Below are 25,352 nucleotides of genomic sequence, written 5' to 3'. Positions count from 1 at the left end.
ACTCCCCTGTGAGTCCCAATAAATCCCGATGAGTTACGTGCGTACGGCGATCCCGTCCAGCACCATCGACAGGTACTGCCGGGCGATCTCCTCCGGGCTGTGCTGTCCGCCGGGCCGGTACCAGGACGCGGCGACCCACACGGTGTCGCGCACGAACCGGTAGGTGAGGCGGATGTCGAGTTCGTCCCGGAAGACCTCGGCGGCCACGCCACGCTCCAGCGTGGACAGCCACGCCTTCTCGAATTTGCGCTGCGACTCGGCGAGGAACGCGAAACGCTCCGTCGCCGCGAGGTGCTTGGACTCCTTCTGGTAGATGGCGACGGCCGCACGGTGCCGGTCGATCTCCCGGAAGGACTCGGTGACCAGGGCCTCCAACGTTTCCCTGGGCCCGAGTTCGGCGTCCAGGACGGTGTCGTACCCGTCCCAGAGCTCGTCGAGGAAGGTCCGCAGAATCTCCTCCAGCATCGATTCCTTGGAGTCGAAGTGGTAGTAGAGGCTGCCCGCGAGCATGCCCGCGTGATCCGCGATCTTGCGGACGGTGGTGGCGTTGTAGCCCTGGTCGGCGAAGACCTCGGCGGCGGTGCCGAGGAGTTCACGGCGCCGCTCGGGCGAGGCGGTCACCTGGGGCTTCTTCTTGGTAGGCACGAACACATTGTGGTCCTACGCATGCTGACTGCTGACGGAGACGACCTCGCCGGTCATGTACGACGAGTAGCCGGACGCCAGGAACACGATCACGTTGGCCACCTCCCAGGGCTCGGCGTACCGCCCGAAGGCCTCTCGGGCCGTCAGCTCCTCCAGCAGTTCGGGGGTCGTCACCTTCACCAGGTGCGGGTGCATCGCGAGGCTCGGTGACACCGCGTTGACCCGCACCCCGTACGCGGCCGCCTCCAGCGCAGTGCACCGGGTCAGCGCCATCACGCCCGCCTTCGCCGCCGCGTAGTGGGCCTGACCGGCCTGGGCCCGCCAGCCGACGACGGAGGCGTTGTTGACGATCACGCCTCCCCGCCCGCCCTCGCGAAAGGCCCGCAAGGCCGCGCGCGTGCACCGGAAGGTGCCGCCCAGCGTCACGTCGAGCACCCTCGACCACTGCTCGTCCGTCATGTCGACAAGGTCCGAAGTGCCGCCCAGACCCGCGTTGTTGACGACGATGTCGAGCCGCCCGTGCAGCCCTACGGCCGTGTCGAACAGCGCCCGCACCTGGGCGTCGTCGGTGACGTCACACGGTATGGCCGCGACGTCCTCGAACTCCCCGGACAGCTCCTCCTCGTACTCCTTGAGCCGCCGCGTGTGCGCGTCGCTGATCAGCACCCGCGCACCCTCCTCCAGGAAGCGGCGGGCCGTGGCACCGCCGATCCCCGCACCGGCCGCCGCGGTGACGACTGCGGTGCGGCCGCGCAACAGCCCGTGCCCCGCCTCGTACGCCGGGCTCTCGACGTCTGTCATAGCCCCACGCTAACCTACCAAACACTTGTTAGGGAAGTCCCGCCGTCCGAAGGGTGCCGCCCGTGGACCTGACCCACTCCCCCGCCGACGAGGCGTTCCGCGCCGAGGCCCGGACCTGGCTCGACGCACACGTACCGGCCGTTCCGCTGCCCTCCTTGGAGACCGAGGAGGGCTTCGCGGCCCACCGCGCGTGGGAGGCGGAACTGGCCGCGGACCGCTGGTCGGTGGTGTCCTGGCCGACCGCCTACGGCGGACGGGACTCGGGGCTCGTACGGTGGCTGATCTTCGAGGAGGAGTACTACGGCTCGGGCGCCCCGGGCCGGGTCGGCCAGAACGGCATCAGCCTCCTCGCGCCGACCCTCTTCGACCACGGCACCGAGGAGCAGCGGGCGCGGATCCTGCCGCCGATGGCCTCCGGCGAGGTCGTCTGGGCCCAGGCGTGGTCCGAGCCCGAGGCCGGTTCGGACCTGGCCTCGCTCAGGTCCAGAGCGGTGCGTACGGACGGCGGCTGGCGCTTGAGCGGGCAGAAGACGTGGTCGTCGCGGGCCGCGTTCGCCGACCGTGCCTTCGGCCTGTTCCGCAGCGAGCCGGACACACCGAAACCGCACCAGGGGCTCACCTACCTGATGTTCGACCTGCGCGCGCCGGGTGTCACCGTCCGCCCCATAGGCCGCCTCGACGGAAAGCCGGCCTTCGCCGAGCTCTTCCTGGACGAGGTCTTCGTGCCGGACGAGGACGTGATCGGCGAGCCCGGCCAGGGCTGGCGGGTCGCGATGTCGACGGCGGGCAACGAGCGGGGGCTGACGCTCCGTTCCCCCGGCCGTTTCCTGGCGTCGGCCGACCGCCTGGCCGCGCTCTGGCGGGAGCGCGGCCAGGACCCGGTCACCCGCGACCGCGTGGCCGACGCGCTGATCGGCGCCCGCGCGTACCAGCTCTTCACGTACGCCAACGCCTCCCGTTTCCTCGAAGGCGAGTCCATCGGCCCCGAGTCCAGCCTCAACAAGGTCTTCTGGTCCGAGTACGACATCGCGCTGCACGAGACGGCCCTCGATCTCCTGGGCGCGGAAGGGGAATTGACGAACGGTGAACCGGCGGGCGGAGAGCCGGCGGGCGGCGCCTGGGCCGAGGGATACGTCTTCTCGCTCGCCGGCCCCATCTACGCCGGCACGAACGAGATCCAGCGCGACATCATCGCCGAGCGCCTCCTGGGCCTGCCGAAGGGACGCCGCTGATGCGTTTCCTCCTGGACGACGAACAGCGCGCCTTCGCCCACTCGCTCGACGCCCTGCTGACATCGGCGGACACGCCCTCGGTCGTACGTTCCTGGGGTGCCGGGGACCATACGACCGGCCGCGCGCTGTGGTCCCGTATCGCCGACGCGGGGGTCTTCGCGCTCGCGGTTCCCGAGGAGTACGAGGGTGTCGGACCGCGTCCCGTCGAACTGGCCGTCGCCTTCGTGGAGCTGGGGCGGCACGCGGTGCCGGGCCCGTTGGCGGAGACGGTGGCGGCGGCCGCGCTGCTGACGGAGCCGGGCGTGGCAAAGCGGTTCCTTCCGGGGCTGGCCTCGGGAGAAGTGATCGCGACGGTGGCCCTGCCGGGCGGAGGACCGTACGTGCTGGACGGAGACGCGGCCAGCCTCCTGCTCCGCGTCGACGGCGACGGCGACAGCGACAGCGACAGCGACGAACTACGGCTGGCCCCCGGGCACGGCCGGGTGCGTACGTCCATCGACCCGGCCCGGCGGCTCACCCGTCCGGACGCGGGCGGTGAACTCCTCGCCACCGGCCCGCACGTCACCGAGGCCGCCGCCCACGCCCTCACCTGGGCCCGCCTCGCCACCGCCGCCCAGGCCCTCGGCGTGGGGCTCACCCTCCTCGACAGGACCGTGGTGTACGTCAGGCAGCGGACCCAGTTCGGCGTGCCCATAGGTTCGTTCCAGGCGGTCAAGCATCGACTGGCCGACGCGAAGATCGCGTTGGAGTTCGCCCGGCCGCTCCTCTTCGGTGCCGCGATCTCGATGGCCCCGGCCGACGTCGCCGCCGCCAAGGTCGCGGCCTGCGAGGCGGCGTACGCGACCGCCCGTACGGCACTGCAACTGCACGGCGCGATCGGCTACACCGCGGAGTACGACCTCTCCCTGTGGCTCACCAAGGCCCGTGCGCTGCGCACCGCCTGGGGTACGCCCGGCGAGTGCCGGGCGCTGGTGATCAGCGAGCGGTGAGCAGTGAGCAGTGAAAGCGACAAACGACAAATAACAAACGAGAGTGACCAGCGATCAGCACTAGCACTAGCACTCAGTGGTGATGCTCGTCGCTGCTCGTGAGCTCGCGGTACTCCTCGACCGTCGGCTTGGGGATGTGTGTCTCGGGTCCGTACATGGCCCGGGCCAGCCGCGCGCGCAGCCGCTGGGACCGCTTGACCTTGCGGGCGACACCGTTCGCGTCGACGAGCGGGCCCACGTCGTACGGCGGAGCCTGCTCATGCTGGGTGAGGGTGAACCGCTGCTCCTTCGAGAGCGGTTCGTGCACCTCGATGTACTCGCCGTGCGGCAGCCGTTTGATGGTGCCGGACTCCCGCCCGTGCAGCACCTTGTCGCGGTCGCGGCGTTGCAGCCCGATGCAGACCCGTCTCGTGATCATGAAGGCCAGCACAGGCACCACGAAGAAGGCGATCCGCACGAACCACGTGATGAAGTTGATCGACAGATGCAGATGCGTGGCCACGATGTCGTTGCCGCCGCCGATCAGCAGCACCCCGTACAGACTCAGCCAGGCCACCCCGAGACCGGTGCGTGTGGGGGCGTTGCGCGGCCGGTCCAGGATGTGGTGCTCGCGTTTGTCCCCGGTGATCCACGCCTCGATGAACGGGTACACGCCGATCGCCAGCATGATCAGCGGGAAGAGGGAGAACGGGATGAAGACGCCCAGTGCCAGCGTGTGGCCGAAGGCGTTGATCTCCCATCCCGGCATCACCCGGATCAGCCCCTCGGAGAAGCCGAGGTACCAGTCGGGCTGGGCGCCCGTGCCGACCAGGTCCGGGCGGTAGGGGCCGATGGCCCAGACGGGGTTGATCGTGGCGATGGCGCTCACCGCCGACACCACACCGAAGACCAGGAAGAAGAAGCCGCCGGCCTTGGCCATGTAGACCGGCATGAACGGCATGCCGATCACGGTCTTCTGGTCGCGGCCGGGCCCTGGGTACTGCGTGTGCTTGTGGTAGAAGACCAGGATCAGATGGGCGACGACCAGGCCGAGCATGATCCCGGGCAGCAGGAGGATGTGGATCGGGTACAGCCGGGAGATGATGTCGTGGCCCGGGAACTCTCCCCCGAAGAGGAAGAAGGAGAGATACGTCCCCACGAGCGGCACGGAGAGGATCGCGCCCTGCGCGAAGCGGATGCCGGTGCCGGAGAGCAGGTCGTCGGGGAGTGAGTAGCCGGTCAGCCCGGTGATGATTCCCAGGAAGAGCAGCGTCCAGCCGAACAGCCAGTTCACCTCGCGCGGCTTGCGGAACGCGCCGGTGAAGAACACCCGCATCATGTGGATGAGCATCCCGGCGACGAACACGACCGCCGCCCAGTGGTGGATCTGCCTTATGAGGAGTCCGCCGCGCACGTCGAAGCTGATGTCGAGCGTGGACTCGTACGCCCTGGTCATCAGGATGCCGTTCAGCGGCTCGTACGAACCGTTGTAGACGACCTCGGCGCCGCTCGGCTCGAAGAACAGCGTGAGGTAGACGCCCGTGAGGATCAGGATGATGAAGGTGTAGAGGCAGATCTCGCCCAGCATGAAGGACCAGTGGTCCGGGAACACCTTGCGCATCTGGGACTTGGCCAGCGTGTGGATCCCGAGCCGGCCGTCGGCCCAGTCCGCCAGTCGCTCGCCCTTGCCCGTCTCCACGGGCCGTCCCTTGCCCGTCCGCGCCGGACCTCCGTCACTCCGCCCGGCGTCCACCGATCGCGCGCCCATGCGTGACCTTCCCCTTGGCTCACCTCAGAGTGGCTCACCTCAGAGTGGCACGCCACCCGGGCGAAGCCAACGGGACGCTCAGGATCCTCGCCGCCGAGTCCCAGGGAACCCTCCAGCCGGGCGATCCCTCAGGCGGACGTCGGCAGCCCGATCACCGCCGTTCGCCCCTTCGCGTGCAACTCGGCGGTCCTCTCCCCGTCCCTCTTCCCGGTCAGCAGCACGGCGTCGTACGGCCCGAGCCGCGCCCCGGCGACCTCGGCGGTGCCGTCGAGCGCGACGACGAGCAGGGCCGCCGGGCCGGTCGCAGAGCCGGTCTCCGGGGTGGTCTCCAGGCCTGTCTCCAGGCCTGTCTCCAGGCCTGTCTCCGTGGCCGAGAGCGGCAGTCGCCCCCGTACGACAGCGACGGTCGGGGTCCCCCGGCCGCCGGCTCTGCGCCACATCACGTTGAGGTTCACCACCGGTCCGCCGAGGAGGCGGCAGTCGGTCGGGACGTCGCCGCGGAAGTCCTGCGGGACGAATCGCTCGTCGACGAGCCGCCGCTCGCCGCCCACCGTCAGGTCCATGCCCGCCCCCTCGACGACCGTCAGCGTGCGGTCGACCTCTGGGAACGCGGAGAACGGCCCGTCCGCAGCGACCTCGGCGAGGCTCACGCGCCACGTGAAGTCGCCCATGCCGGCGTCCGGCGGCCAGGCCGCGATCTCGCGGGTCAGGCCGCCGCCGTTCTTCCAGGGCACGGCGACACGTTCGGCGGCGGGCAGCAGCCGTACGTCCGCCTTCACCGGACGATCCCCTGGGCACGCGCAGCCGACAGCCACTGCGGGAACTCACTCACCAGCCGGTCGTACAGCTCACCGTCCGGGACCCGTCGCGGATCCGCACCGGCGTGGAAGAAACCGGCGTTGTCGACGACCCGCTTCCCCGGCACCGCCAGCTCGTCCAGCTTGCGCAGGAAGTCGAACTGCTTGCTGGACGTGTCCCCGAAGCCGATGAACTGCCAGAACAGCGGCAGTCTGGCCGCCTTGCACAGGTACCGTTCGGCGGCGAGCTTGTTGATCGGGCCGCCGTCGGTCTGGAAGACGACGAGGGCCGGTTCCTTGGAGCCGCTGTCGAAGTAATGGTCGATGACCGCGTCCATGGCCAGGTGGTAGCTGGTCTTGCCCATGTGCCCGAGCCCGGCGACGATCCGCTCGATGCGCCCCTGATGGTTGTCGAGCGCGATGTCGGTGACGGCGTCGATGTCCGTGGAGAAGAAGACGACGGGGACCGTCCCGTCGTCGTCGAAGTGCGCCGAGAGCCCCAACACCCGGTCGGCGAGCGCCTGTACGCTCCCGTCCGCGTAGTACGGCTTCATCGACCCCGAGTAGTCGACCACGAGATAGACGGCGGCCCGCTGCCCGCTCAGCCCGTGCTTGGTGAGGGAGACCTGCGCGCTCTTGTAGAGACTGACCAGCGCGGGCGCGGTCTCTTCCACCTTGGTGAGGCTGATCCCGGCCACGGAGGGGCTCCTTTCGGTCATGGACTGACCGGGTGAGCCTAACCGGGTAGCCGCTCCTGGAAGGCCGGCAGCTCGAAGAGCCGCTGCTTGGCCGTGTCGTCCATCAACTCGACGAGCGGGAGGACCAGTTCCCAGAGGTCCTCCTTGTCGACACCGCGGGCCAGCACATCGAGTTGGGTGTCCGAGAGCGCGCCCACGCTGTTGGCCACGACCCGGCGAGCGGTCGGCGGCAGCGCCCCCACCGTCGGCAGGAACTCCGCCCAGACTCCGGTCGCCACCACTCCGCGTACGAGCCCGCCGAGCACCGAGGGATCCCGCAGCGCGGGCAGGGCCGCGACCGCCCGCAGCTCGTTCTCGCTCAGCAGTGCCACGATCGGCAGCAGCGACTCCCACAGGTCCTGCTCGGCGGTGGTGCGTACCAGGGAGTCGAGCCGGGCCTCGGGCTGGGCGGCGGTGAGCGAGGCGATCCAGGCCCGCTGCTCACCCTCCACCATGCCCGCGACGGCCATCGCCTCCGGCCACAGCCCGTCCTCGGCGGCGGACGCGATGACCGAGGAGATCCGCTCCTCGCCCATCAACTCCACGATGTGGCCGAGCCGTTCGGGATGATCGATGACGAAGCCCGTTCTCAGCACGGTGGCGTCGTCGAGCCGCGGCAGGATCCGGAGCAGCGCCGAGTCCCGCAGATGGCCGACGAACCGGCCCATCGTGAGATGGTCACCGCGGTCGGCGAGAACGAGTGCGATGCGTACGACGATGTCGTCGTCCAGCCTGCCCATGATCGCGGCGATCCGGCGCGGGTCGACGTGGTGGCAGCACCGGGCCGTGAAGTCGGCCGGCAGCCTGTCGATGATGTCGGCGGCACGGGCCGGTTCGAGACGCCCGGCGAGAGCGGCGGCCAGGCGCGGCCCCAGCGCCTTCTGCGCGATGCCCGCGGCGACCCCGACGGGCAGCAGCTTCGTCAGGGCGGCGATGCGGTCGAGCATCTCCGGGGCGTCGTCGAACAACGAGGCGGCGGACCGCTCACGGAAGGCGCGCACGTCGGCGACGGGCAGTTCTTCGAGGAACGCCAGCTGCCGCGGCTCGACGTCCAGCAGACGGGCGAGCTTCAGGGTCTCGGCCCTGCTGCGCAGCGTGTCCATGCGGGAGGTTCCCCCAAGCGGAATCGACGACGTCCGATGCGGTACCGAGCTCCGTGAGGGGCGCGGCTGTGACACCAGGCGGCCGGGCCGCGCGGGAGCGACCGGCCACGGGCGGCACGCAGCTTCTGCGCCGCACTTCCCGCCGAGCGCTCGGCGCCCTTGTCGGAGCTCTTGGCGGCGCCCTCAGCGGAAGAGCATCCGGCGGACAGGTTCCCTGGTCAGAGCAGGTACGAGGGTGAGGGCGTCCTCGGCGGCCTCGTTCAGCCCCGACGCCCGCCGCTCCCGCGCCCGCCGCAGCGCCACGGCGAGCAGCCGGGCCTGCGTGCCGTCCAGCCGCCCGAAGCTCTCCGGCAGTGGTCCGCCCGACTCCGCCCGCAGCAGCGCCAGTTCCTCCGCGCTCACAGGTCCTCCCCCGACGCTCACAGAATCCCCACCCGATGCGGGACGGCACTCCTCGACGATCGTACTCTTTGCGGCATGAAACGCGCTGGCCGTCTGCTGTTCGCCACCGTCCCTCTCGTGGCGGTGGCCGTGTACTTCCTCGTGCCCGACCAGAACACCGACGACGACCCGCCTTCAGACGCGCGGAAGCCCACCTCGACCGCCTCTCCGTCCCAACAGGCGGGCCTGGCGGCGCCGGAGAAGAAGGACCTGGCCCAGCAGATCGTGTCCAGTGCCGAGAACTCCAGCCTCGACTGGCGTGCCCAGTACGGCTACATCGAGGACATCGGCGACGGCCGCGGCTACACGGCGGGCATCATCGGCTTCACCACCGGCACGCACGACCTGCTCGTCCTGGTCGAGCGGTACACGAAGGACCACCCGGACAACGCCCTGGCCCGCTACCTCCCCGCTCTCCGCGAGGTCGACGGCTCCGACTCCCACGAGGGCCTCGATCCCGGCTTCACGACGGCCTGGAAGGAGGAGTCGGAGAAACCGGCCTTCCGCCGGGCCCAGGACACCGAACGCGACCGCGTCTACTTCGACCCGGCGGTCCGCCTCGCCGAACGCGACGGCCTGGGCACGCTCGGCCAGTTCATCTACTACGACGCCATCGTCATGCACGGCCCCGGCACCGACCCCGGCTTCTACGGCCTCCGCAGGGACGCCATGGCGGAGGCGGACACGCCGGCGGAGGGCGGGGACGAGAAGGCGTACCTGGACATTTTCCTCGATGTCCGCCGCAAGGTCATGAAGGCCGAGAAGCGCGACACGAGCCGCGTAGACACGGCCCAGCGTCGGTTCTTGTACGACGGGAAGCTGGAGCTGGAGACGCCACTGGAGTGGAAGGTGTACGGGCAGGCGTACAAGGTGCCGTGAGCCACCGGGCTCATGGTGCGCTCCGTTCGTCAACTCCCTTTCACCGCTGGTCACTTCTGGGATGATGTGATCCGGAGTGTTCGGTGGGAAGGTCAGTACGTGGAACTGGAACAGGACGACGGGGCTGCCGGCGGCCGACGCCGTGCACTGCTTGTCGGAGTGAAGAGCACCCCATATCTTGCCGGGCATCGGGAACTCGATGCCGTCTACCGGCCGTTGGCCTTCGTCGAACGTGACCTGTCACTGGTGGGCGCGGCTCTCGAACAGTCCAACTACGAGGTCACCGCGCGATGCGACGACACCTGTGTGGGTCCGGTCATCGGGGCCGTCACCGACTTCCTGGCCGCCTGCGAACCGGGCGACACCGCCTTCCTGTACTTCTCCTGCCACGGGCTGACGATCAACGGCCGGGACCATCTGGTCCTCCAGGACAGCCAGCCCGGAGCACCGCTCCCCGACGGCAGCCGCGGCCTGCTCCCCCGCAGTCTGCTTCGGGCCGACCCCGCCGAACTGCTCGGCGCCCTCCCGCAAGGCGTTACCGCGATCATCTGCCTGGACATCTGTCGGACGGACGAACCGCGGCGCGCGAGGGACACCGCCGACGGCGCGTGGGCCGAGCCGCACGACGCCTACTGGCTCTACAGCTGTGGCCCCGGGCAGCGCGCCTACGCTGACCCCGTGGCGGGCAGCTGGTTCGCGCAGGCACTCGCCGCGGCCCTGTCCCGGGTCAACCCGCCGACCACGTTTCACGCGGTCGCCGAGTACACAGAGGAGGAACTGCTTCAGCTCGCCGCCCGGCACCCCCAGGTCACGTCGCCCACCGTCGGGACCCTGCTGCCGGTGCCTCCGCAAGGCGGCGAGCACAGGGATCCGGTGGTGTGCGACGGTGCCCAGCAAACCCTGGACTGGACCCGAATCATCCACGCCTCCGGTCTGTGGCGGCACACCTCGGGCCGCTCCGAGACCCATGATCGGGTGAAAGAGCGTCTGACCGAGCTGGTGCGGTGCGTCGTCGAGACCAACTCGCAGACCCGTGCACACCGGGACGACCCGTGGGCGGACCCCCTGTATCCCGAGCGGGTGGAGGCCCGGCTCAGCGACCTGGTCAAGCGGGCCGACCTCCGCGAGGACGAGCGGCTCTCACCGGCCGAGACGGCGTGCTTGCTGGCGGCGGCGGTCGTCCAGGAGGGCATCGTCGCCATCAGCCTGGACCAGTTGCACAGGCTGCTGCCGGGCCAGTTCGACCCGGGGCCGCGCGGCCGGGAGGAGGCCAGGGACGACCAGGAGCGACTGGTGCGCGACGCCGCCCGCGACGTGTGCCGCGCACACTCCCTGGTCGTGCGCACCACCGAGACCCTGCGTGGCCGCGGCCTCGAACAGGCCGTCGCGGCGGCGGATCACTGGCTGCGGCACCGCTTCATCGCCGACTGGGACGGGCTCTGGGAGCACGGTGGCGGTTACAACGCCGTCGACGAGCTGATCACGATGGTGGTGAAGGCCATCGAGGCCGCCACCGACACCCCGGCCCCCGTCCGCAGGTCTCCCGAGGAACGCCAGGAGATCGACAGCCAGGTTCGCCAGGTACTCGGGCACCTCACGGTGAAGCCGGGCCGCAGCCCCCGGGTCAACGACGCGCGGCACGGTGAGTCCTGGATCGAGACCAGGCCGGTGCGCGGCAACCACTGGCGAGGACGCCAGCTCGCCCGGCTCCTGTGGACGGCCGGGCTGCTCGCCGCGGACCCGCGCCGGCTCTCCAGCGTGATGGTCGATCACCTGGGGGCGCACGAGCCTCTGCTGGCGAGCCAGGTGGTGGCCACGCTCGGCGGTCTCGACTACGACGGCACGGACGGCCGCACCGCCGACACCCGTGGCATCACCGTACGGCTACGCTGCCCCCACCCGGCGCTGCACGCCGCCATCGAGGAACTGTCGCTCGCCGCTGATGCCACGATGCGGGCCTTCCGTACGGACGCCACGGCGCAGCCGCTGCTGCGAGGGCTCCCGGACCGGGTGACGACCGAGGAACTGCGGGCCGTGCCCGGCCGCTACAAGGAGCCCCTCGAACGCTTCCGGCTGGCCGAGGACGAGATCCGCCCGCTCCTGATGGGCACCCAGCTGTACGGCGACCGAATGCTCGCGGTGCGAGAGCTGTACCAGAACGCGCTCGACGCGTGCCGCTACCGGTACATGAGACGCCAGTACGGCCGGATCCACTCCACCTGGGACGCCGAGATCGTCTTCACCCAGGGCTGGCACGACAGCCGCCCCTACATCGAGTGCCTCGACAACGGCACCGGCATGAGCCGTGCACGGCTCACCTCGATGTTCGCCCGGGCCGGCAAGCGCTACGAACAGGACCCCGACTTCGTCCAGGAGCGCCGCAACTGGCGCCGGGCCGGAATCGTGGACCAGTCCCTCAACTCCCGTTTCGGCATCGGCGTGTTCAGCTACTTCATGCTGGCCGACGAGGTCGTCGTATGGACCCGCGCCGTCGACGCGACCGGGCGGACCGGCGCGGAGCCCGCGCTGCGCGTCGACATCCGGTCGGGCTCCGGTCTGCTCCAGATCAACGCCTCGGACGATCCTGAGGTCCCGGAGGACGGCGGCACCCGCGTGCGGCTCTATATGGCCGAGCCGCAGGAGGGCGAGCAGGTGCCGTCCCTGGTGGAGACGTTACGCACGCACCTGTGGGTCACGGAACACAACGTGACGGCCCAGGAGCTGACCAGGCAGGGCGAAACCGTCCGGAAGCTCGGCTGGGAACCAGGACGGCTGGTGGGCCGGGACGACTGGCGCGTGCTGCCCGTCCCCCTCTGCGACGAACAGGGTGAGGCGGACGGAGAGGCGTGGCTCGTCCAGGGGAAGGGGCAACTGCTCCTGGACGGCGTCCTCATTCAGGACGCCCCCGAGGTGTACGGGTACGTCGTCAATCTGCGCGAGCGGCACAGTCCCGTGCCGAGCGTCGACCGCAACCAACTGCTCTCGCACGACGAGGAGTTGGTGATGCGGGAACTGCTGGCGCGGATTCCGGCCGCGGCTTCGCAGCTCGCTGACGTGTCGCTGCCCTGGTTGTGGGAATTGGCACGGAAGACACCACGGATGGCTGTCGTGCTCCTGGACGCCCTGCCCGACGGGACGATGGCGTCACTCGACTCGGAACAGGGCAGACGCCTGGTGCAGGGAAGCGTGTCGCTGGCCGTCACGGGATGCCTGCCCGCGGACAGAAGTGCGCTGAGCTTCCAGACGCCGCTGGCCATCACAGCAGGCGGCCCCTACGAGCGCGCTCTGATCGGGTCCTGGAGGGCAAGCCGTCTCGGCCTGAGTCAGACGATGGAGCACTTCGCACCCGCCGGCTACCCGGAACCGGCCGGGCTCGACGCCTTGCTCTTCCAGTCGGCGGTAACCCATGGGTGGCAGACGGTGCTCCAGGCCGCGGCACAGGGGCGCCGTTCCGTGCGTGAGTCACTGCGTGCCCTGCGCCGTTATGCCGTGGTCGGCATCGAGGTTCCCCACGTCACCGACATCAGGGCACTGGACAACCTCGTGGTCTCCCAGGCGGCTGCCGACCTCTACGGCGCCTATGCCTCCCTCGAGGAGTACATGTCGGGCCTGGAGAACGACACCGCCTACACCTTCAGGCCGCATTCCCGTGATCTCAAGAGAGTACGTCCCCCCGCCCGGCACGCTCCCTTGCTCGCCATCTCGGCGCTGCACGGCCTCCCCCTGGGCGAAGCGGTGGACCTGCTCCGCCAACTGCGCCTGGTGAGCCATGACCTGCCGGCTCCTCCGCAACCACCCGAGGATCTCGCGAAGCGGCGCCTGACCACGGACGAGCTGTACCGCCTCGCCCTCGACCAGGGGGTATCCGTGGTGTCTCCTTGGAGGGGCGAGTGCGACTGGCTACCCGGCTCCATCGGCCCGGTCGATCTGCTGAGCCGCGCCGCACCCCCTTTCTCCCTTCCCGAACTGGCCCGGCTTGTCGAGCAGTTCGCTTGCCTCGGATTCTCGTTGGACGCACACCCGACTCCCGAAGCACTCGAAGCACAGGCCCTCCCGCCCAACCAGCAGCTTCTGCTGTCAGAAGGCTTCAACCGGCAGGCGCCCTGGTACGAGGGAGCCGTGCCGCTCCACCGCCTCCTGGAGGTCTCCCAGCAGACCGGGGCCACTCTGGGTGAGACCGCCGACCGCATCAACTCCGCGACAACGATCACCGGCGCCCATGTGCCCGCTCTGCCTCAGGAGGCCGTCGACTGGGCCGCCCCGTACTGGCTGTCCAGCATCTTTGCGGAGCGGCGCGGCGACACGCTGACGGATCCCGTCACGCCATGGGAGATGGTGGGCGCGTTCACCCGCGAGGACTCCAGTCGCATGGACGAATTCCGCAGCGCTGTACGCGCCCTCGACGCCTGTGGACTGTTCGACCGGCGAGGCGCCGACGACCTGGCCCTGGAGGGCCAGGTGAAGACCCCCCACCGCCTGCTGCTCCCTTCGCCCGGCACGTCCGCGGCCGGCTTCAGCGGCCGCTTCGACGAAGGGGGCGCAACCATGGGCTACCTCATGGCGCTGGCCGCGCACTTCGACCTGGAACTGGGGGTCGCGGCTGACAGGTTGCGGCAGTTGGAGACCCCACTCCAGCTGAGCGTCCCCGACATCCCGGCGGATGCGGTCCGTCTACGGCTGACCGAAGTGGACCTCCAAGTCCTGACGCACAGCGACTTCTACATGTCGAGTAGGCCCGTCCGCCTCAAGGACGAGTTGTCCGTCAGCGACCTCCTTGCCTTCACGAAGCGGCGAGGAGGCAACGGGCACGTCACACTGGGCGAGGCCTTCGACCACCTGGCACGCCTGGCCGTCCTGGCCGGCATCAAGCTGCCGGGAGATCTCCAGGGGCCCGCCGGCGAGCTCCTGGCGGGCCTCACGCCCAACGAATTCGACCAAGCCGCCTTCGATCGTGGTCTCCTGGGCCCCGGAACCCTCGGCGCCCTGGAACTCGTCCTCGTGGCGGGCCGATTCGGCTGGACGCTGGCCAAGACCTACGAACGCTACGCCCCCTTCGCCTGCCTCGGCCTCGATGTGAGAGTCCGCGCGCCGGAGGGCGAGGAGGCGGGCATCCGCCCCGACTGGATCGACGTGGTCGTCCTCACCACACAGCTCACCGGCCGCGCCCCGGCACTGTCCGGCGGCGTGTCCGAGGACCACATCACTCTCTGCGCCGAGGAGACCGGACTCGACGAGGCCAAGGTGCGCGACCGCCTGACCCGCTACGCACGCCTCTTCCAACTCTCTCTGCCGGCACGGAAAGACTCCGCCTCATGACCTCAGCGACGCCCTATCATCCCCACAGCCACCCCGGCACCCTCACCGTCCAGTGGACGGCACAGGACAACAGCGGCGAGAGGGAGTTGACGGTCAGCGGCACATGCCCAGTTTGCGGCTGCGCCATGACCCACACCTTCGGCCCCATTCAGCCCCTGGCCGCCAAGGGCGGTTTCCTGGGCCGCCGCAAGCCGCCCGCCGAGCCCGACATCTGGAACATGTCCTGTTCCTGCGACGGCTACCACCAGCCCCGCCCCGCACGGCGCCGCGGCTGCGGGGCCATGCTGGCCCTCGCCCCGCCACCCGCTCAGCTCACCACCGGGAACTGAGGCCGCACATGCCGTCACCGCGCTTCACCGACGACCAGCTGCGCGACGCGGAGGACCGGGCGGAAGCGTTGCGCGATCCGCACCAGCAGCTGCGCCTCGCGCTTCAGCAGGCGGAGGGCTACCGCACCTACCTCTCCTCGCTCACCGGACTCCTCGCCGCCGTCTTCGTCCTGAAGGGCCAGGAGGATCTGAGCAAGCTGTCCGACGGCCCGCGCTGGGCCGTGGTCGCCCTGCTGGCCTGCGGCTTCCTCGGCTTGATCATCGCTTCCTGGCTCAGTGTCCTCGCGGTCCACGACCGGCCCGGCGTGGAGGTCTACAGCGAACCCAACCGGCTCCTGGCCCATGAGAAGCGGCGTACCCGGCAGATCTGGCGTCTGGTGGAGGCCGCTCGCTGGCTCGGTCTGTTCGGAGTCCTGGCGGTGGCCGGCGCCGTGATCGTCACGTGGGTGGCTCCCGGCCAGTAACGGACAGGCGGCGCCTACTCAGGCACCCCCGCACGCACCACGGCGCCCACCATCGTCCGGTCGGGGACAAAGCAGGCGCCGTGCTCAGTTCCGTACGCCGTTGTACGGGACGTCTGTTGGGGTGGAGCGTGAGACGAGGTCGAGCGTCAGACCATCAGCGAACGGTCCGTAGGACGGATCGGCGCCGGCAGGTCGCTCGCACCCGTCAGGAACCGGTCGACCCCACGCGCGGCCGAACGCCCTTCAGCGATCGCCCACACGATCAACGACTGCCCCCGCCCCGCGTCACCGGCGACGTACACGCCGGGCACGTTGGTCGCGAAGTCGGCGTCCCGCGCGATGTTGCCGCGCGCGTCGAGTTCGAGGCCGAACTGGGAGACCAGCCCGTTCTCGACGTCCGTGCCGGTGAAGCCCATGGCCAGCGTGACCAGCTGGGCCGGGATCTTCCGCTCCGTACCCGGCTTCTGGGTCAGCTTGCCGTCGATGAACTCGACCTCGACGAGGTGCAGCCACTGGACGTTGCCGTCCTCGTCGCCCTCGAAGTGGGTGGTGTTGACGGAGTAGACCCGCTCACCGCCCTCCTCGTGCGCGGAGGTCACCTTGTAGAGCATGGGGAAGGTCGGCCAGGGCTGACCCGGGTTCCGCTCCTCGCCCGGCCGGGGCATGATCTCCAGCTGCGTGACGGAGGCCGCGCCCTGACGGTGGGCCGTGCCCACGCAGTCCGCGCCGGTGTCGCCGCCGCCGATGACGACGACGTGCTTGCCCTCGGCGGTGATCGGGGGCGCTACGAAATCGCCCTCCTGCACCTTGTTGGCGAGGGGCAGGTACTCCATCGCCTGGTAGACGCCCTTCAACTCCCGCCCGGGGACGGGGAGATCACGGGCGGTCGTGGCACCGGCCGCGATGACCACGGCGTCGTACCGCTTGCGCAGCTTCGCCGCGTCGGTGTCGCGCCCGACCTCCACGCCCGTACGGAACTTGGTGCCCTCCGCGCGCATCTGCTCGATACGCCGGTTGATGTGCCGCTTCTCCATCTTGAACTCGGGGATGCCGTAGCGGAGCAGGCCGCCGATGCGGTCCGCGCGCTCGTACACCGCCACCGTGTGGCCCGCCCGCGTCAGCTGCTGCGCGGCGGCCAGGCCGGCCGGACCCGAGCCGATGACCGCGACCGTCTTCCCGCTCAGCCGCTCGGGGATCTGCGGGGCGACATCCCCGCTGTCCCACGCCTTGTCGATGATCGAGACCTCGACGTTCTTGATGGTCACGGCGGGCTGGTTGATGCCGAGCACGCACGCCGACTCGCAGGGAGCGGGGCAGAGGCGGCCCGTGAACTCCGGGAAGTTGTTCGTGGCGTGCAGGCGCTCCGACGCGGCGGACCAGTCCTCGCGGTACGCGTAGTCGTTCCACTCCGGGATGAGGTTCCCCAGCGGGCAGCCGTTGTGGCAGAACGGGATACCGCAGTCCATGCAGCGGCTGGCCTGCGTGGGAATGATCGGCAGCAGCGAGCCCGGAACGTAGACCTCGTTCCAGTCCCTGACGCGCTCCGGCACGGGGCGGGTCTTGGCGACCTCGCGACCGTGGTTCAGAAAGCCCTTGGGATCAGCCATTGGTCGCCGCCTCCATCATCTTCTCGGTGATCTCGGTCTCCGTGAGACCGGCTCGCTCGGCGGCGTCCTTGGCGGCGAGCACTGCCTTGTACGTGCTGGGGATGATCTTGCTGAAGCGGTCCACCGCGGTGTCCCACTCGGCCAGGAGCTTCTCGGCGACGGTCGAGCCGGTCTCCTCCTGGTGCCGGCGCACGACGTCGTGCAGCCACTGCTTGTCGGTGTCGTCCAGCTCCTCGACGGCGCCGACGTTGCCGATGTTCACGTTGTCGCGGTTCAGGTCGATGACGTACGCGACGCCACCCGACATACCGGCCGCGAAGTTGCGGCCCGTCTCGCCGAGCACGACGGCGTGACCGCCGGTCATGTACTCGCAGCCGTGGTCGCCCACGCCCTCGGACACGACCGTGGCGCCGGAGTTGCGGACGCAGAACCGCTCGCCCGTACGGCCCCGGAGGAACAGCTCGCCGCCGGTCGCGCCGTACGCGATCGTGTTGCCCGCGATCGTCGAGAACTCGGCGAGGTGGTCGGCGCCCCGGTCGGGACGGACGATCACGCGGCCGCCGGAGAGGCCCTTGCCGACGTAGTCGTTGGCGTCGCCCTCCAGGCGCAGCGTGACGCCGCGCGGCAGGAAGGCGCCGAAGGACTGGCCCGCCGAGCCGGTGAAGGTGATGTCGATGGTGTCCTCGGGCAGGCCCGCGCCACCGAACTTCTTCGTCACCTCGTGGCCGAGCATGGTGCCGACCGTGCGGTTGATGTTGCGGATCGCGACCTGGGCGCGGACCGGCTGGGCGTCGGTCGCGCTGGACGCGGCGAGGGCGTCGGCGGCGAGCTTGATCAGCTCGTTGTCGAGCGCCTTCTCCAGGCCGTGGTCCTGCGCGATGACCTGGTGGAGCGGGGCGCCCTCGGGCAGTTCGGGCACGTAGAAGAGCGGGGACAGGTCCAGGCCCTGCGCCTTCCAGTGGGTGATCGCCCGCTCCACGTCGAGGGACTCGGCGTGGCCGACGGCCTCCTCGATCGTGCGGAAGCCCAGCTCGGCGAGGATCTCGCGGACCTCCTCGGCGATGAACTGGAAGAAGTTCACGATGTACTCGGCCTTGCCGGCGAACCGCTCGCGCAGCACCGGGTTCTGCGTGGCGATACCGACCGGGCAGGTGTCGAGGTGGCAGACGCGCATCATCACGCAGCCGGAGACGACGAGCGGCGCGGTCGCGAAACCGAACTCCTCGGCGCCGAGGAGCGCGGCGATGACGACGTCACGGCCGGTCTTCAGCTGACCGTCGGTCTGGACGACGATGCGGTCGCGCAGGCCGTTCAGGAGCAGCGTCTGCTGGGTCTCGGCGAGGCCGAGCTCCCAGGGACCACCGGCGTGCTTGAGCGACGTCAGCGGCGAGGCGCCCGTGCCACCGTCGTGACCCGAGATGAGTACGACGTCCGCGTGCGCCTTCGACACACCCGCGGCGACCGTGCCGACGCCGACCTCCGAGACCAGCTTCACGTGAATCCGCGCCTGCGGGTTCGCGTTCTTCAGGTCGTGGATCAGCTGGGCCAGGTCCTCGATGGAGTAGATGTCGTGGTGCGGGGGCGGGGAGATCAGGCCGACACCGGGGGTGCTGTGCCGGGTCTTGGCGACCCACGGGTAGACCTTGTGGCCGGGCAGCTGGCCGCCCTCGCCGGGCTTGGCGCCCTGGGCCATCTTGATCTGGATGTCGTCGGCGTTGACCAGGTACTCGGACGTGACACCGAAGCGGCCGGAGGCCACCTGCTTGATCGACGAGCGGCGCGCCGGGTCGTACAGGCGGTCCGCGTCCTCGCCGCCCTCACCGGTGTTGGACTTGCCGCCCAACTGGTTCATGGCGATGGCGAGGGTCTCGTGCGCCTCCTTGGAGATGGAGCCGTACGACATGGCGCCGGTGGAGAAGCGCTTGACGATCTCGCTCGCCGGCTCGACCTCGTCGATGGAGATCGGCTGACGGCCATCAGTACCGGTCTTGAAGCCGAACAGGCCGCGCAGCGTCATCAGCCGCTCGGACTGCTCGTTCACGCGGTCCGTGTACTTCTTGAAGATGTCGTAGCTGCGGGTGCGCGTCGAGTGCTGGAGGCGGAAGACCGTCTCCGGGTCGAACAGGTGCGGCTCGCCCTCGCGGCGCCACTGGTACTCGCCGCCTATGTCGAGGGCGCGGTGCGCCGGCGCGATGCCGCTCGCCGGGTACGCCTTCGCGTGGCGGGCGGCGACCTCCTTGGCGATGACGTCGATGCCGACGCCGCCGATCTTGGTGGCCGTGCCGTTGAAGTACTTCTGGACGAAGGTCTGGTCGAGACCGACGGCCTCGAAGACCTGGGCGCCACGGTAGGAGGCGACGGTCGAGATGCCCATCTTGGACATGACCTTGAGAACGCCCTTGCCGAGGGCGTAGATCAGGTTGCGGATGGCCTGCTCGGGCTCGATGCCGGGAAGGAACGTTCCGGCCCTGACCAGGTCCTCGACGGACTCCATCGCCAGGTACGGGTTGACGGCCGCGGCGCCGAAACCGATGAGGAGGGCCACGTGGTGGACCTCACGGACGTCGCCCGCCTCGACGAGCAGGCCCACCTGGGTGCGCTGCTTGGTGCGGATGAGGTGGTGGTGGACGGCCGCGGTGAGCAGCAGCGAGGGGATCGGCGCGTGCTCGGCGTCGGAGTGCCGGTCCGAGAGGACGATCAGGCGGGCGCCGTTCTCTATGGCGGCGTCGGCCTCGGTGCAGATCTCGTCGATGCGCGCGGCCAGCGACTCGCCGCCGCCGGAGACTCGGTACAGGCCGGACAGGGTCGCGGCCTTCATGCCCGGCATGTCGCCGTCGGCGTTGATGTGGATGAGCTTGGCCAGCTCGTCGTTGTCGATCACCGGGAAGGGCAGGGTGACGCTGCGGCAGGAGGCCGCGGTCGGCTCCAGGAGGTTGCCCGCGGGGCCCAGCGACGAGCGCAGCGAGGTGACGAGCTCCTCGCGGATCGCGTCCAGCGGCGGGTTGGTGACCTGCGCGAACAGCTGGGTGAAGTAGTCGAAGAGCAGCCGCGGGCGCTCGGACAGGGCCGCGATCGGCGAGTCCGTACCCATGGAGCCGAGCGGCTCGCCGCCGGACTTGGCCATCGGCGCGAGGATGACGCGCAGCTCCTCCTCCGTGTAGCCGAAGGTCTGCTGGCGACGGGTGACCGAGGCGTGGGTGTGCACGATGTGCTCGCGCTCGGGCAGGTCGGAGAGCTCGATCTCCCCGGCCTCCAGCCACTCCTGGTACGGCAGGTCGGTGGCGAGGCCGGCCTTGATCTCGTCGTCCTCGATGATGCGGTGCTCGGCGGTGTCCACGAGGAACATGCGGCCGGGCTGCAGGCGGCCCTTGCGGATGACCTTCGCGGGGTCGATGTCGAGGACGCCGACCTCGGAGCCGAGGACGACGAGGCCCTCGTCGGTGACCCAGTAGCGGCCGGGGCGCAGACCGTTGCGGTCGAGGACCGCGCCGACCTGGGTGCCGTCGGTGAAGGTGACGCAGGCCGGGCCGTCCCAGGGTTCCATCATCGTGGCGTGGAACTGGTAGAAGGCGCGGCGGGTGGCGTCCATGGAGGCGTGGTTCTCCCAGGCCTCCGGGATCATCATCAGCACGGAGTGCGGGAGGGACCGGCCGCCGAGGTGAAGCAGCTCCAGGACCTCGTCGAAGGACGCGGAGTCGGAGGCCTCGGGCGTACAGATCGGGAAGATCCGCTCGATCTTCTCCTGCTCGCCGAAGAGGTCGGAGACGAGCTGGGACTCGCGGGCCGCCATCCAGTTGCGGTTGCCCTTGACCGTGTTGATCTCGCCGTTGTGCGCGACGAAGCGGTACGGGTGGGCGAGCGGCCAGCTCGGGAAGGTGTTCGTGGAGAACCGGGAGTGCACGAGCGCGATCGCGGAGGCGAAGCGCCGGTCGGACAGGTCCGGGAAGAAGGGCTCCAGCTGGCCGGTGGTCAGCATGCCCTTGTAGACGATGGTGCGGGCGGAGAGCGACGGGAAGTACACGTCGGCCTCGCGCTCGGCGCGCTTGCGCAGCACGAACGCCTTGCGGTCGAGCTCGATGCCCTGGCTGGAACCGTCCGCCACGAAGACCTGGCGGAAGGCCGGCATCGTCGAGCGGGCGGTGGCGCCGAGGAGTTCGGGAGCGACCGGGACGTCACGCCAGCCGAGGACGGTCAGGCCCTCGTCGGCGGCGATCGCCTCGATACGTGCGACGGCGTCGGCGGCGCCCTCCTCGGGCAGGAACGCGGTACCGACCGCGTACGCACCGGCCTCGGGCAGCTCGAAACCGGCCACCTCACGGAGGAAGGCGTCGGGGACCTGGGACAGGATGCCGGCACCGTCGCCCGAGTCGGGCTCAGCGCCGGTGGCACCGCGGTGCTCCAGGTTGCGCAGAACCGTGAGCGCCTGCTCGACCAGCGCGTGGCTCGCCTCACCGGTGAGGGTGGCCACGAAGCCGACGCCGCAGGCGTCGTGCTCGTTGCGGGGGTCGTACATACCCTGCGCAGCAGGGCGAGCATCCATGAAGGACCAGTTCTGGCCATTCGCGGAGTGCTGGGACGGCTGGCGCGGCGTACGCATCGGCTCTCCCGTCGTCGTCGTGGCATATGCATGTGCCGAGGGACGACGTTGGCCCTCTGCTGTGGGTGCAAAATTTCGTGCAGGTTACATGATGGAGCGGTTCTCGTGAACCGGATACTGCGTTCCAACATGCGGACGCCACAGGTCGCGGCGCGGGTACCGCTCGTGGCGGTGAAATAGGGGGACCTTTTCGGACAGATCAGTGACCGTCGGTCCGATCGAGGCAGGCAACGTCACCCGCCTCGTGGCTTACGGCGCAGGCCTCATTGCCCGAGCGCTTACGGCTCATGCCCAGTGGTTAAGGAATCGAAACCGCCGAGTAACGGCTACTTATGCAGTCCCTTGCATAGCTGCTCGACTCGGCGCCCAAATCATCCTACGGCCGTACCGAACAAACTGCCCAGGACGTACGTCACACCGGCCGCGGCCCCGCCCAGCGCGAGTTGCCGGAATCCGCTGTACCACCAGGACCTTGCGGTCACCTTGGCCACGATCGCACCGCATGCGAAGAGCCCGAGGAGCGCCAGCAGAACAGCGGGCCACAGGGCGGTCGCGCCGAGCAGATACGGGAGTACGGGAAGGAAGGCGCCGAGGGCGAACGAGCCGAAGCTCGACACGGCGGCGACGGTCGGCGAGGGCAGATCGCCGGGGTCGATGCCCAGCTCCTCCCGAGCGTGGATCTCGAGGGCCTGCTCGGGGTCCTTCGACAGCTGCCGGGCGACCTCGCGGGCGAGTACGGGGGCGACACCGCGGGCCTGGTACAGCTCGGCGAGCTCGCGCTCCTCGTCCTTGGGGTGCTTTCTCAACTCCCGTCGCTCCACGTCGAGTTCCGCCTCGACGAGTTCGCGCTGCGAGGCGACGGAGGTGTACTCGCCGGCGGCCATGGAGAAGGCGCCGGCGGCCAGACCGGCGAGCCCGGTGATGACGATGATCCGCGGCGCGACGGACCCGCCGGCGACACCGGCCATCAGGGCCAGATTGGACACGAGTCCGTCCATCGCACCGAAGACGGCGGGACGCAGCCAGCCGCCGCTCACGTCCCGGTGGGTGTGGTTGTCGCGGTGCGCCTCGTGGAGCGTCGCCTCGGTCTCGATGATGGCCATGTCTGAGATCCCCCCACGGGTCTTGGTTGGACTAATTCCACCTTTGGACAACACTCAACGTACGCCTGAAATTTCACGCCTGCCAGCAAGGAAGGCCGTACTTACCTGTGCTTTTGCCCCACTTCGCTCATCCGTAGGGAGCGACGCACAAATGTCGACCGGGTGACGCTGAGGCACTGGAGGCTCGGACGAACCGCTCAGGTGGGACAGATCCGCAAAGGGTCCTTCTGGGACCCCGCGATGGAGAGGCACCGCCATGGCTTCTATTGCCTGCGTTCCCTCGGTACCGGCACCCGGGGACTCGGTCGACCTGCGCGAACGGGCCCGCGGCGCGCTGCTCGGACTCGCCGTCGGGGACGCGCTGGGGGCGCCCGCCGAGAACATGAAACCGTCCGAGATCCGCGCACGCTGGGGCCGCATCACCGGGTACGTCGCCGAGAACCCGGCCGGGACGGACGACACGGAGTACGCGATCTTCTCGGGGCTCCTCCTGGCCAGACACGGCTCGGCGCTCACGGTCGCGCACGTCGAGGCGGCCTGGCACCAGTGGATCGCGGACCGGGACGAGGGCCCGTTCCGGGGTGCGGGGTTCAGCGAGCGGGGCACGCTGGAGAATCTGCGCCGGGGCCTGGCCGCCCCGATCTCCGCCCAGCACCGGCACGCCTGGAGCGACGGTCTCGCCATGCGCGCGGCCCCCTTCGGCGTCTTCGCGGCGGGCCGCCCCGCGGAGGCGGCCCGGCTGGTGGCGATCGACGGTTCGGTGAGCCACGAGGGCGAGGGCATCTACGGCGGCCAGGCCGTCGCGGCGGGCGTCGCCGCGGCGATGGCGGGCGCCCCGACGATCGTGGTGGTCGCCTCGGCCCTCGCGGTCGTCCCCGACGACTCCTGGACAGCCCGCTCGCTGCGCCGGGCCGTCGCCTGCGCCCACCGCGGCGAGCGCGCGGTCCGCTCCGCGGTCGTCGTCGGCGGCTACCCCTGGACCGACCTGGCCCCCGAGGCCGTGGCCCTGGCCTTCGGCGCGTACGCGACCGCCGACGGCGACTTCGCGGAGGCCGTCCTCACAGCGGTGAACATGGGCCGCGACGCGGACACGACGGCGGCGGTGGCGGGCGCGCTGGCGGGGGCGACGAGGGGCGTCTCGTCGATCCCGGCGGCCTGGGCGACCGAGATCGGCCCGGCGAGGGGAAGCTGCCTCCCGTCGATGCGGGGCCACCACGTCCTGGACGTGGCGGACCTGCTGACGCCGGACGAGGAGGAGCACACCTACATCCACGAACGAGCGACTCCGGACCCGTGCGCGTACGTGCTGGTCTCAGACGAAAACGAGGTGGCCCTGTGACCCACCTCGCCCCCGACGGCGCCCCTTCAGGGGCGCGGGGAACTGCGCGACCAGCCACAACGCACCCGCACATCGCCCACAGGACCCACGCCCCACGGCGAATCGAAGGCCTCCTCCTAGGCCTGGCCGCAGGCGACGCCGCCGGCTGGCCCGCCGCCCGCCACCGCGCCGCCCGCATGCCCGAGTGGACAAGACGCCTGACCCGGGAACTGGACACCTTCGCCGAACAGAACGCCACGACTACCCTCCCCGTCCCCATCGCCCTGAACCAACCACCGGAACCGCTCAGGCTCGGCCCGTCGGACGACGCCGAGTGGGCGGCGTTCGCGGCGGAGGCCGTGCTGCGGGCCGCCGACGCCAGCGTCCTGGGCGGCGACCTGAGCCGAGAGCGCCGGATGCGCGCGGCCATCGACCTGTCCTGGAACGCCGTGGCGAGCGAAGTCGCGGCGGCAGCCGACCGCGCCCCCGAGGTCGAGTCGGCCGTACTCCCCCTGCGTGCCCGCATCTCCGTACGCGCCGGCCTCGGCAACCTCGCCACCGGCCTGCGCCCGCCCGCCACCGGCCACGACAACCCGCACTACTTCGACGACGCGGCCTGCGTACGGGCCTGCGTGCTGGCCGTCGCCCACGCCGGAGACCCCCGCCTCGCCGCGGAACTCGCCGAGTTCGACGCCCGCTACACCCAGGACGGCGACGGCGTGCACGGCGCCCGCGCCATGGCCGCGGCGGTCGCGCTCGCTCTTGGCGGCGCGGACGTCGACACCTGTACGACGGTCGCGCTCGCCGAACTCCCCGAGTCCACCGAGATCGGCCGCAACGCCCGCCACGCGCTCGGACTCGCCCGCGACACCATCCTCGAGGGGGACGGTGCCTTCGGCCTCGTACCCCTCCTGGAGCACCAGATCGTCGACCACGTCTACAGCTACGGCATCGCCGCCGCCGAGACAGTCCCGGTCGCCCTCGCCCTCGCGACCGCCGCGCGCGGCCGGATCGCCGAGGCGGTGCCCGCCGCCGCGTGCCTGTCCCGGGTCGCGGACTCGGCCCCGGCCCTCGCGGGCGCCCTCACCGGCGCGCTCGGCGGCGGCGGCGCGATCCCCGCCTCCTGGCGCGACGCCTGCCGCACCCTCTCGGGCTGCGCACTGCCCCGCCTGACCGGCACGGACCTCGTGGAACTCGCCGAACTGCTCGCAGCCACAGAACTTGCCCTCCCGGAGGGATGATTCGGA

General features: G+C 70.2%; 18 protein-coding genes. 8 read left to right on the top strand and 10 right to left on the bottom strand.

Annotated features, from left to right (window positions below; all coding sequences use genetic code 11):
- Positions 1-33: 33 nt before the first annotated feature.
- Together ACTWQR_RS00735 and ACTWQR_RS00730 are read right to left on the bottom strand one after the other, a co-directional pair.
- Positions 34-645 (bottom strand): TetR/AcrR family transcriptional regulator, encoded by a 612-nt coding sequence (locus tag ACTWQR_RS00735; RefSeq protein WP_443224850.1) that lies wholly within the window; start codon positions 643-645, stop codon positions 34-36.
- A gap of 15 nt (positions 646-660) precedes the next feature.
- The gene (locus ACTWQR_RS00730; protein ID WP_443224849.1) at positions 661-1,446 is read right to left on the bottom strand and encodes an SDR family oxidoreductase; all 786 of its coding nucleotides are present in this window, start codon (positions 1,444-1,446) and stop codon (positions 661-663) included.
- A gap of 62 nt (positions 1,447-1,508) precedes the next feature.
- Between ACTWQR_RS00730 and ACTWQR_RS00725 the strand changes: the two genes are divergently transcribed.
- Positions 1,509-2,678 (top strand): acyl-CoA dehydrogenase family protein, encoded by a 1,170-nt coding sequence (locus ACTWQR_RS00725; RefSeq protein WP_443224848.1) that lies wholly within the window; start codon positions 1,509-1,511, stop codon positions 2,676-2,678.
- On the top strand, positions 2,678-3,667 hold the full coding sequence (locus ACTWQR_RS00720; RefSeq protein ID WP_443224847.1) for an acyl-CoA dehydrogenase family protein: 990 nt from the start codon (positions 2,678-2,680) through the stop codon (positions 3,665-3,667). The genes ACTWQR_RS00725 and ACTWQR_RS00720 overlap by 1 nt, the downstream gene beginning before the upstream one ends.
- 73 nt (positions 3,668-3,740) lie before the next feature.
- Here ACTWQR_RS00720 and qcrB read toward each other — a convergent pair whose 3' ends face one another.
- The 5 genes from qcrB to ACTWQR_RS00695 all read right to left on the bottom strand — a co-directional run bounded on the left by qcrB (position 3,741) and on the right by ACTWQR_RS00695 (position 8,453).
- Entirely contained in the window at positions 3,741-5,414 is a 1,674-nt protein-coding gene (gene qcrB, locus ACTWQR_RS00715; protein ID WP_443224846.1) for a cytochrome bc1 complex cytochrome b subunit, read from the bottom strand.
- 128 nt (positions 5,415-5,542) lie between these two features.
- Positions 5,543-6,193: a HutD/Ves family protein gene (locus ACTWQR_RS00710; RefSeq protein WP_443224845.1), complete on the bottom strand. Its 651-nt coding sequence runs from the start codon at positions 6,191-6,193 to the stop codon at positions 5,543-5,545.
- A complete protein-coding gene (locus tag ACTWQR_RS00705) occupies positions 6,190-6,909 on the bottom strand; it encodes a vWA domain-containing protein (protein ID WP_443224844.1) in 720 nt (239 codons plus the stop codon). The genes ACTWQR_RS00710 and ACTWQR_RS00705 overlap by 4 nt, the downstream gene beginning before the upstream one ends.
- A 38-nt stretch (positions 6,910-6,947) precedes the next feature.
- Positions 6,948-8,051 carry a hypothetical protein gene (locus ACTWQR_RS00700; protein WP_443224843.1) on the bottom strand — a complete coding sequence of 368 codons (1,104 nt, stop codon included), beginning with the start codon at positions 8,049-8,051 and terminating at the stop codon, positions 6,948-6,950.
- A gap of 183 nt (positions 8,052-8,234) precedes the next feature.
- The gene (locus ACTWQR_RS00695) at positions 8,235-8,453 is read right to left on the bottom strand and encodes a hypothetical protein (protein ID WP_443224842.1); all 219 of its coding nucleotides are present in this window, start codon (positions 8,451-8,453) and stop codon (positions 8,235-8,237) included.
- A 75-nt stretch (positions 8,454-8,528) separates the two neighbouring features.
- On the opposite strand from ACTWQR_RS00695, the gene ACTWQR_RS00690 reads away from it, so the two are divergent.
- From ACTWQR_RS00690 to ACTWQR_RS00675, 4 genes are all read left to right on the top strand, one after another.
- On the top strand, positions 8,529-9,371 hold the full coding sequence (locus ACTWQR_RS00690) for a chitosanase (protein WP_443224841.1): 843 nt from the start codon (positions 8,529-8,531) through the stop codon (positions 9,369-9,371).
- Between the two features lie 99 nt (positions 9,372-9,470).
- A complete protein-coding gene (locus ACTWQR_RS00685; protein ID WP_443224840.1) occupies positions 9,471-14,687 on the top strand; it encodes an HD domain-containing protein in 5,217 nt (1,738 codons plus the stop codon).
- Positions 14,684-15,016, top strand: coding sequence for a hypothetical protein (locus ACTWQR_RS00680; protein ID WP_443224839.1), 333 nt, complete (start codon positions 14,684-14,686; stop codon positions 15,014-15,016). Before ACTWQR_RS00685 ends, ACTWQR_RS00680 begins: the two co-directional genes overlap by 4 nt.
- 8 nt (positions 15,017-15,024) lie before the next feature.
- The gene (locus ACTWQR_RS00675) at positions 15,025-15,480 is read left to right on the top strand and encodes a hypothetical protein (protein ID WP_443224838.1); all 456 of its coding nucleotides are present in this window, start codon (positions 15,025-15,027) and stop codon (positions 15,478-15,480) included.
- Between the two features lie 146 nt (positions 15,481-15,626).
- Here ACTWQR_RS00675 and ACTWQR_RS00670 read toward each other — a convergent pair whose 3' ends face one another.
- From ACTWQR_RS00670 to ACTWQR_RS00660, 3 genes are all read right to left on the bottom strand, one after another.
- Positions 15,627-17,087 carry a glutamate synthase subunit beta gene (locus ACTWQR_RS00670; protein WP_443224837.1) on the bottom strand — a complete coding sequence of 487 codons (1,461 nt, stop codon included), beginning with the start codon at positions 17,085-17,087 and terminating at the stop codon, positions 15,627-15,629.
- Positions 17,080-21,684, bottom strand: coding sequence for a glutamate synthase large subunit (gltB, locus tag ACTWQR_RS00665; protein ID WP_443224836.1), 4,605 nt, complete (start codon positions 21,682-21,684; stop codon positions 17,080-17,082). Before gltB ends, ACTWQR_RS00670 begins: the two co-directional genes overlap by 8 nt.
- A gap of 371 nt (positions 21,685-22,055) precedes the next feature.
- A complete protein-coding gene (locus ACTWQR_RS00660) occupies positions 22,056-22,787 on the bottom strand; it encodes a VIT1/CCC1 transporter family protein (RefSeq protein ID WP_443224835.1) in 732 nt (243 codons plus the stop codon).
- Between the two features lie 256 nt (positions 22,788-23,043).
- On the opposite strand from ACTWQR_RS00660, the gene ACTWQR_RS00655 reads away from it, so the two are divergent.
- Together ACTWQR_RS00655 and ACTWQR_RS00650 are read left to right on the top strand one after the other, a co-directional pair.
- Positions 23,044-24,126, top strand: a complete 1,083-nt coding sequence (locus ACTWQR_RS00655) for an ADP-ribosylglycohydrolase family protein (protein ID WP_443224834.1) — start codon at positions 23,044-23,046, stop codon at positions 24,124-24,126.
- Positions 24,123-25,346, top strand: a complete 1,224-nt coding sequence (locus ACTWQR_RS00650) for an ADP-ribosylglycohydrolase family protein (RefSeq protein WP_443224833.1) — start codon at positions 24,123-24,125, stop codon at positions 25,344-25,346. Before ACTWQR_RS00655 ends, ACTWQR_RS00650 begins: the two co-directional genes overlap by 4 nt.
- Positions 25,347-25,352 lie beyond the last annotated feature (6 nt).

This window comes from Streptomyces sp. 2A115, assembly GCF_052245575.1.
Taxonomy (GTDB): Bacteria; Actinomycetota; Actinomycetes; order Streptomycetales; family Streptomycetaceae; genus Streptomyces.
This window is presented reverse-complemented; position numbering and strand designations above follow the sequence as displayed.

Excerpts from the sequence above, each read along its gene's own strand:
- ACTWQR_RS00655 (WP_443224834.1), top strand. The coding sequence starts at position 23,044 with ATGGCTTCTATTGCCTGCGTTCCCTCGGTACCGGCACCCGGGGACTCG.
- ACTWQR_RS00675 (WP_443224838.1), top strand. The coding sequence starts at position 15,025 with ATGCCGTCACCGCGCTTCACCGACGACCAGCTGCGCGACGCGGAGGAC.
- ACTWQR_RS00680 (WP_443224839.1), top strand. The coding sequence starts at position 14,684 with ATGACCTCAGCGACGCCCTATCATCCCCACAGCCACCCCGGCACCCTC.
- ACTWQR_RS00670 (WP_443224837.1), bottom strand. The coding sequence starts at position 17,087 with ATGGCTGATCCCAAGGGCTTTCTGAACCACGGTCGCGAGGTCGCCAAG.
- ACTWQR_RS00730 (WP_443224849.1), bottom strand. The coding sequence starts at position 1,446 with ATGACAGACGTCGAGAGCCCGGCGTACGAGGCGGGGCACGGGCTGTTG.
- gltB (WP_443224836.1), bottom strand. The coding sequence starts at position 21,684 with ATGCGTACGCCGCGCCAGCCGTCCCAGCACTCCGCGAATGGCCAGAAC.
- ACTWQR_RS00700 (WP_443224843.1), bottom strand. The coding sequence starts at position 8,051 with ATGGACACGCTGCGCAGCAGGGCCGAGACCCTGAAGCTCGCCCGTCTG.
- ACTWQR_RS00660 (WP_443224835.1), bottom strand. The coding sequence starts at position 22,787 with ATGGCCATCATCGAGACCGAGGCGACGCTCCACGAGGCGCACCGCGAC.
- ACTWQR_RS00690 (WP_443224841.1), top strand. The coding sequence starts at position 8,529 with ATGAAACGCGCTGGCCGTCTGCTGTTCGCCACCGTCCCTCTCGTGGCG.
- ACTWQR_RS00720 (WP_443224847.1), top strand. The coding sequence starts at position 2,678 with ATGCGTTTCCTCCTGGACGACGAACAGCGCGCCTTCGCCCACTCGCTC.
- qcrB (WP_443224846.1), bottom strand. The coding sequence starts at position 5,414 with ATGGGCGCGCGATCGGTGGACGCCGGGCGGAGTGACGGAGGTCCGGCG.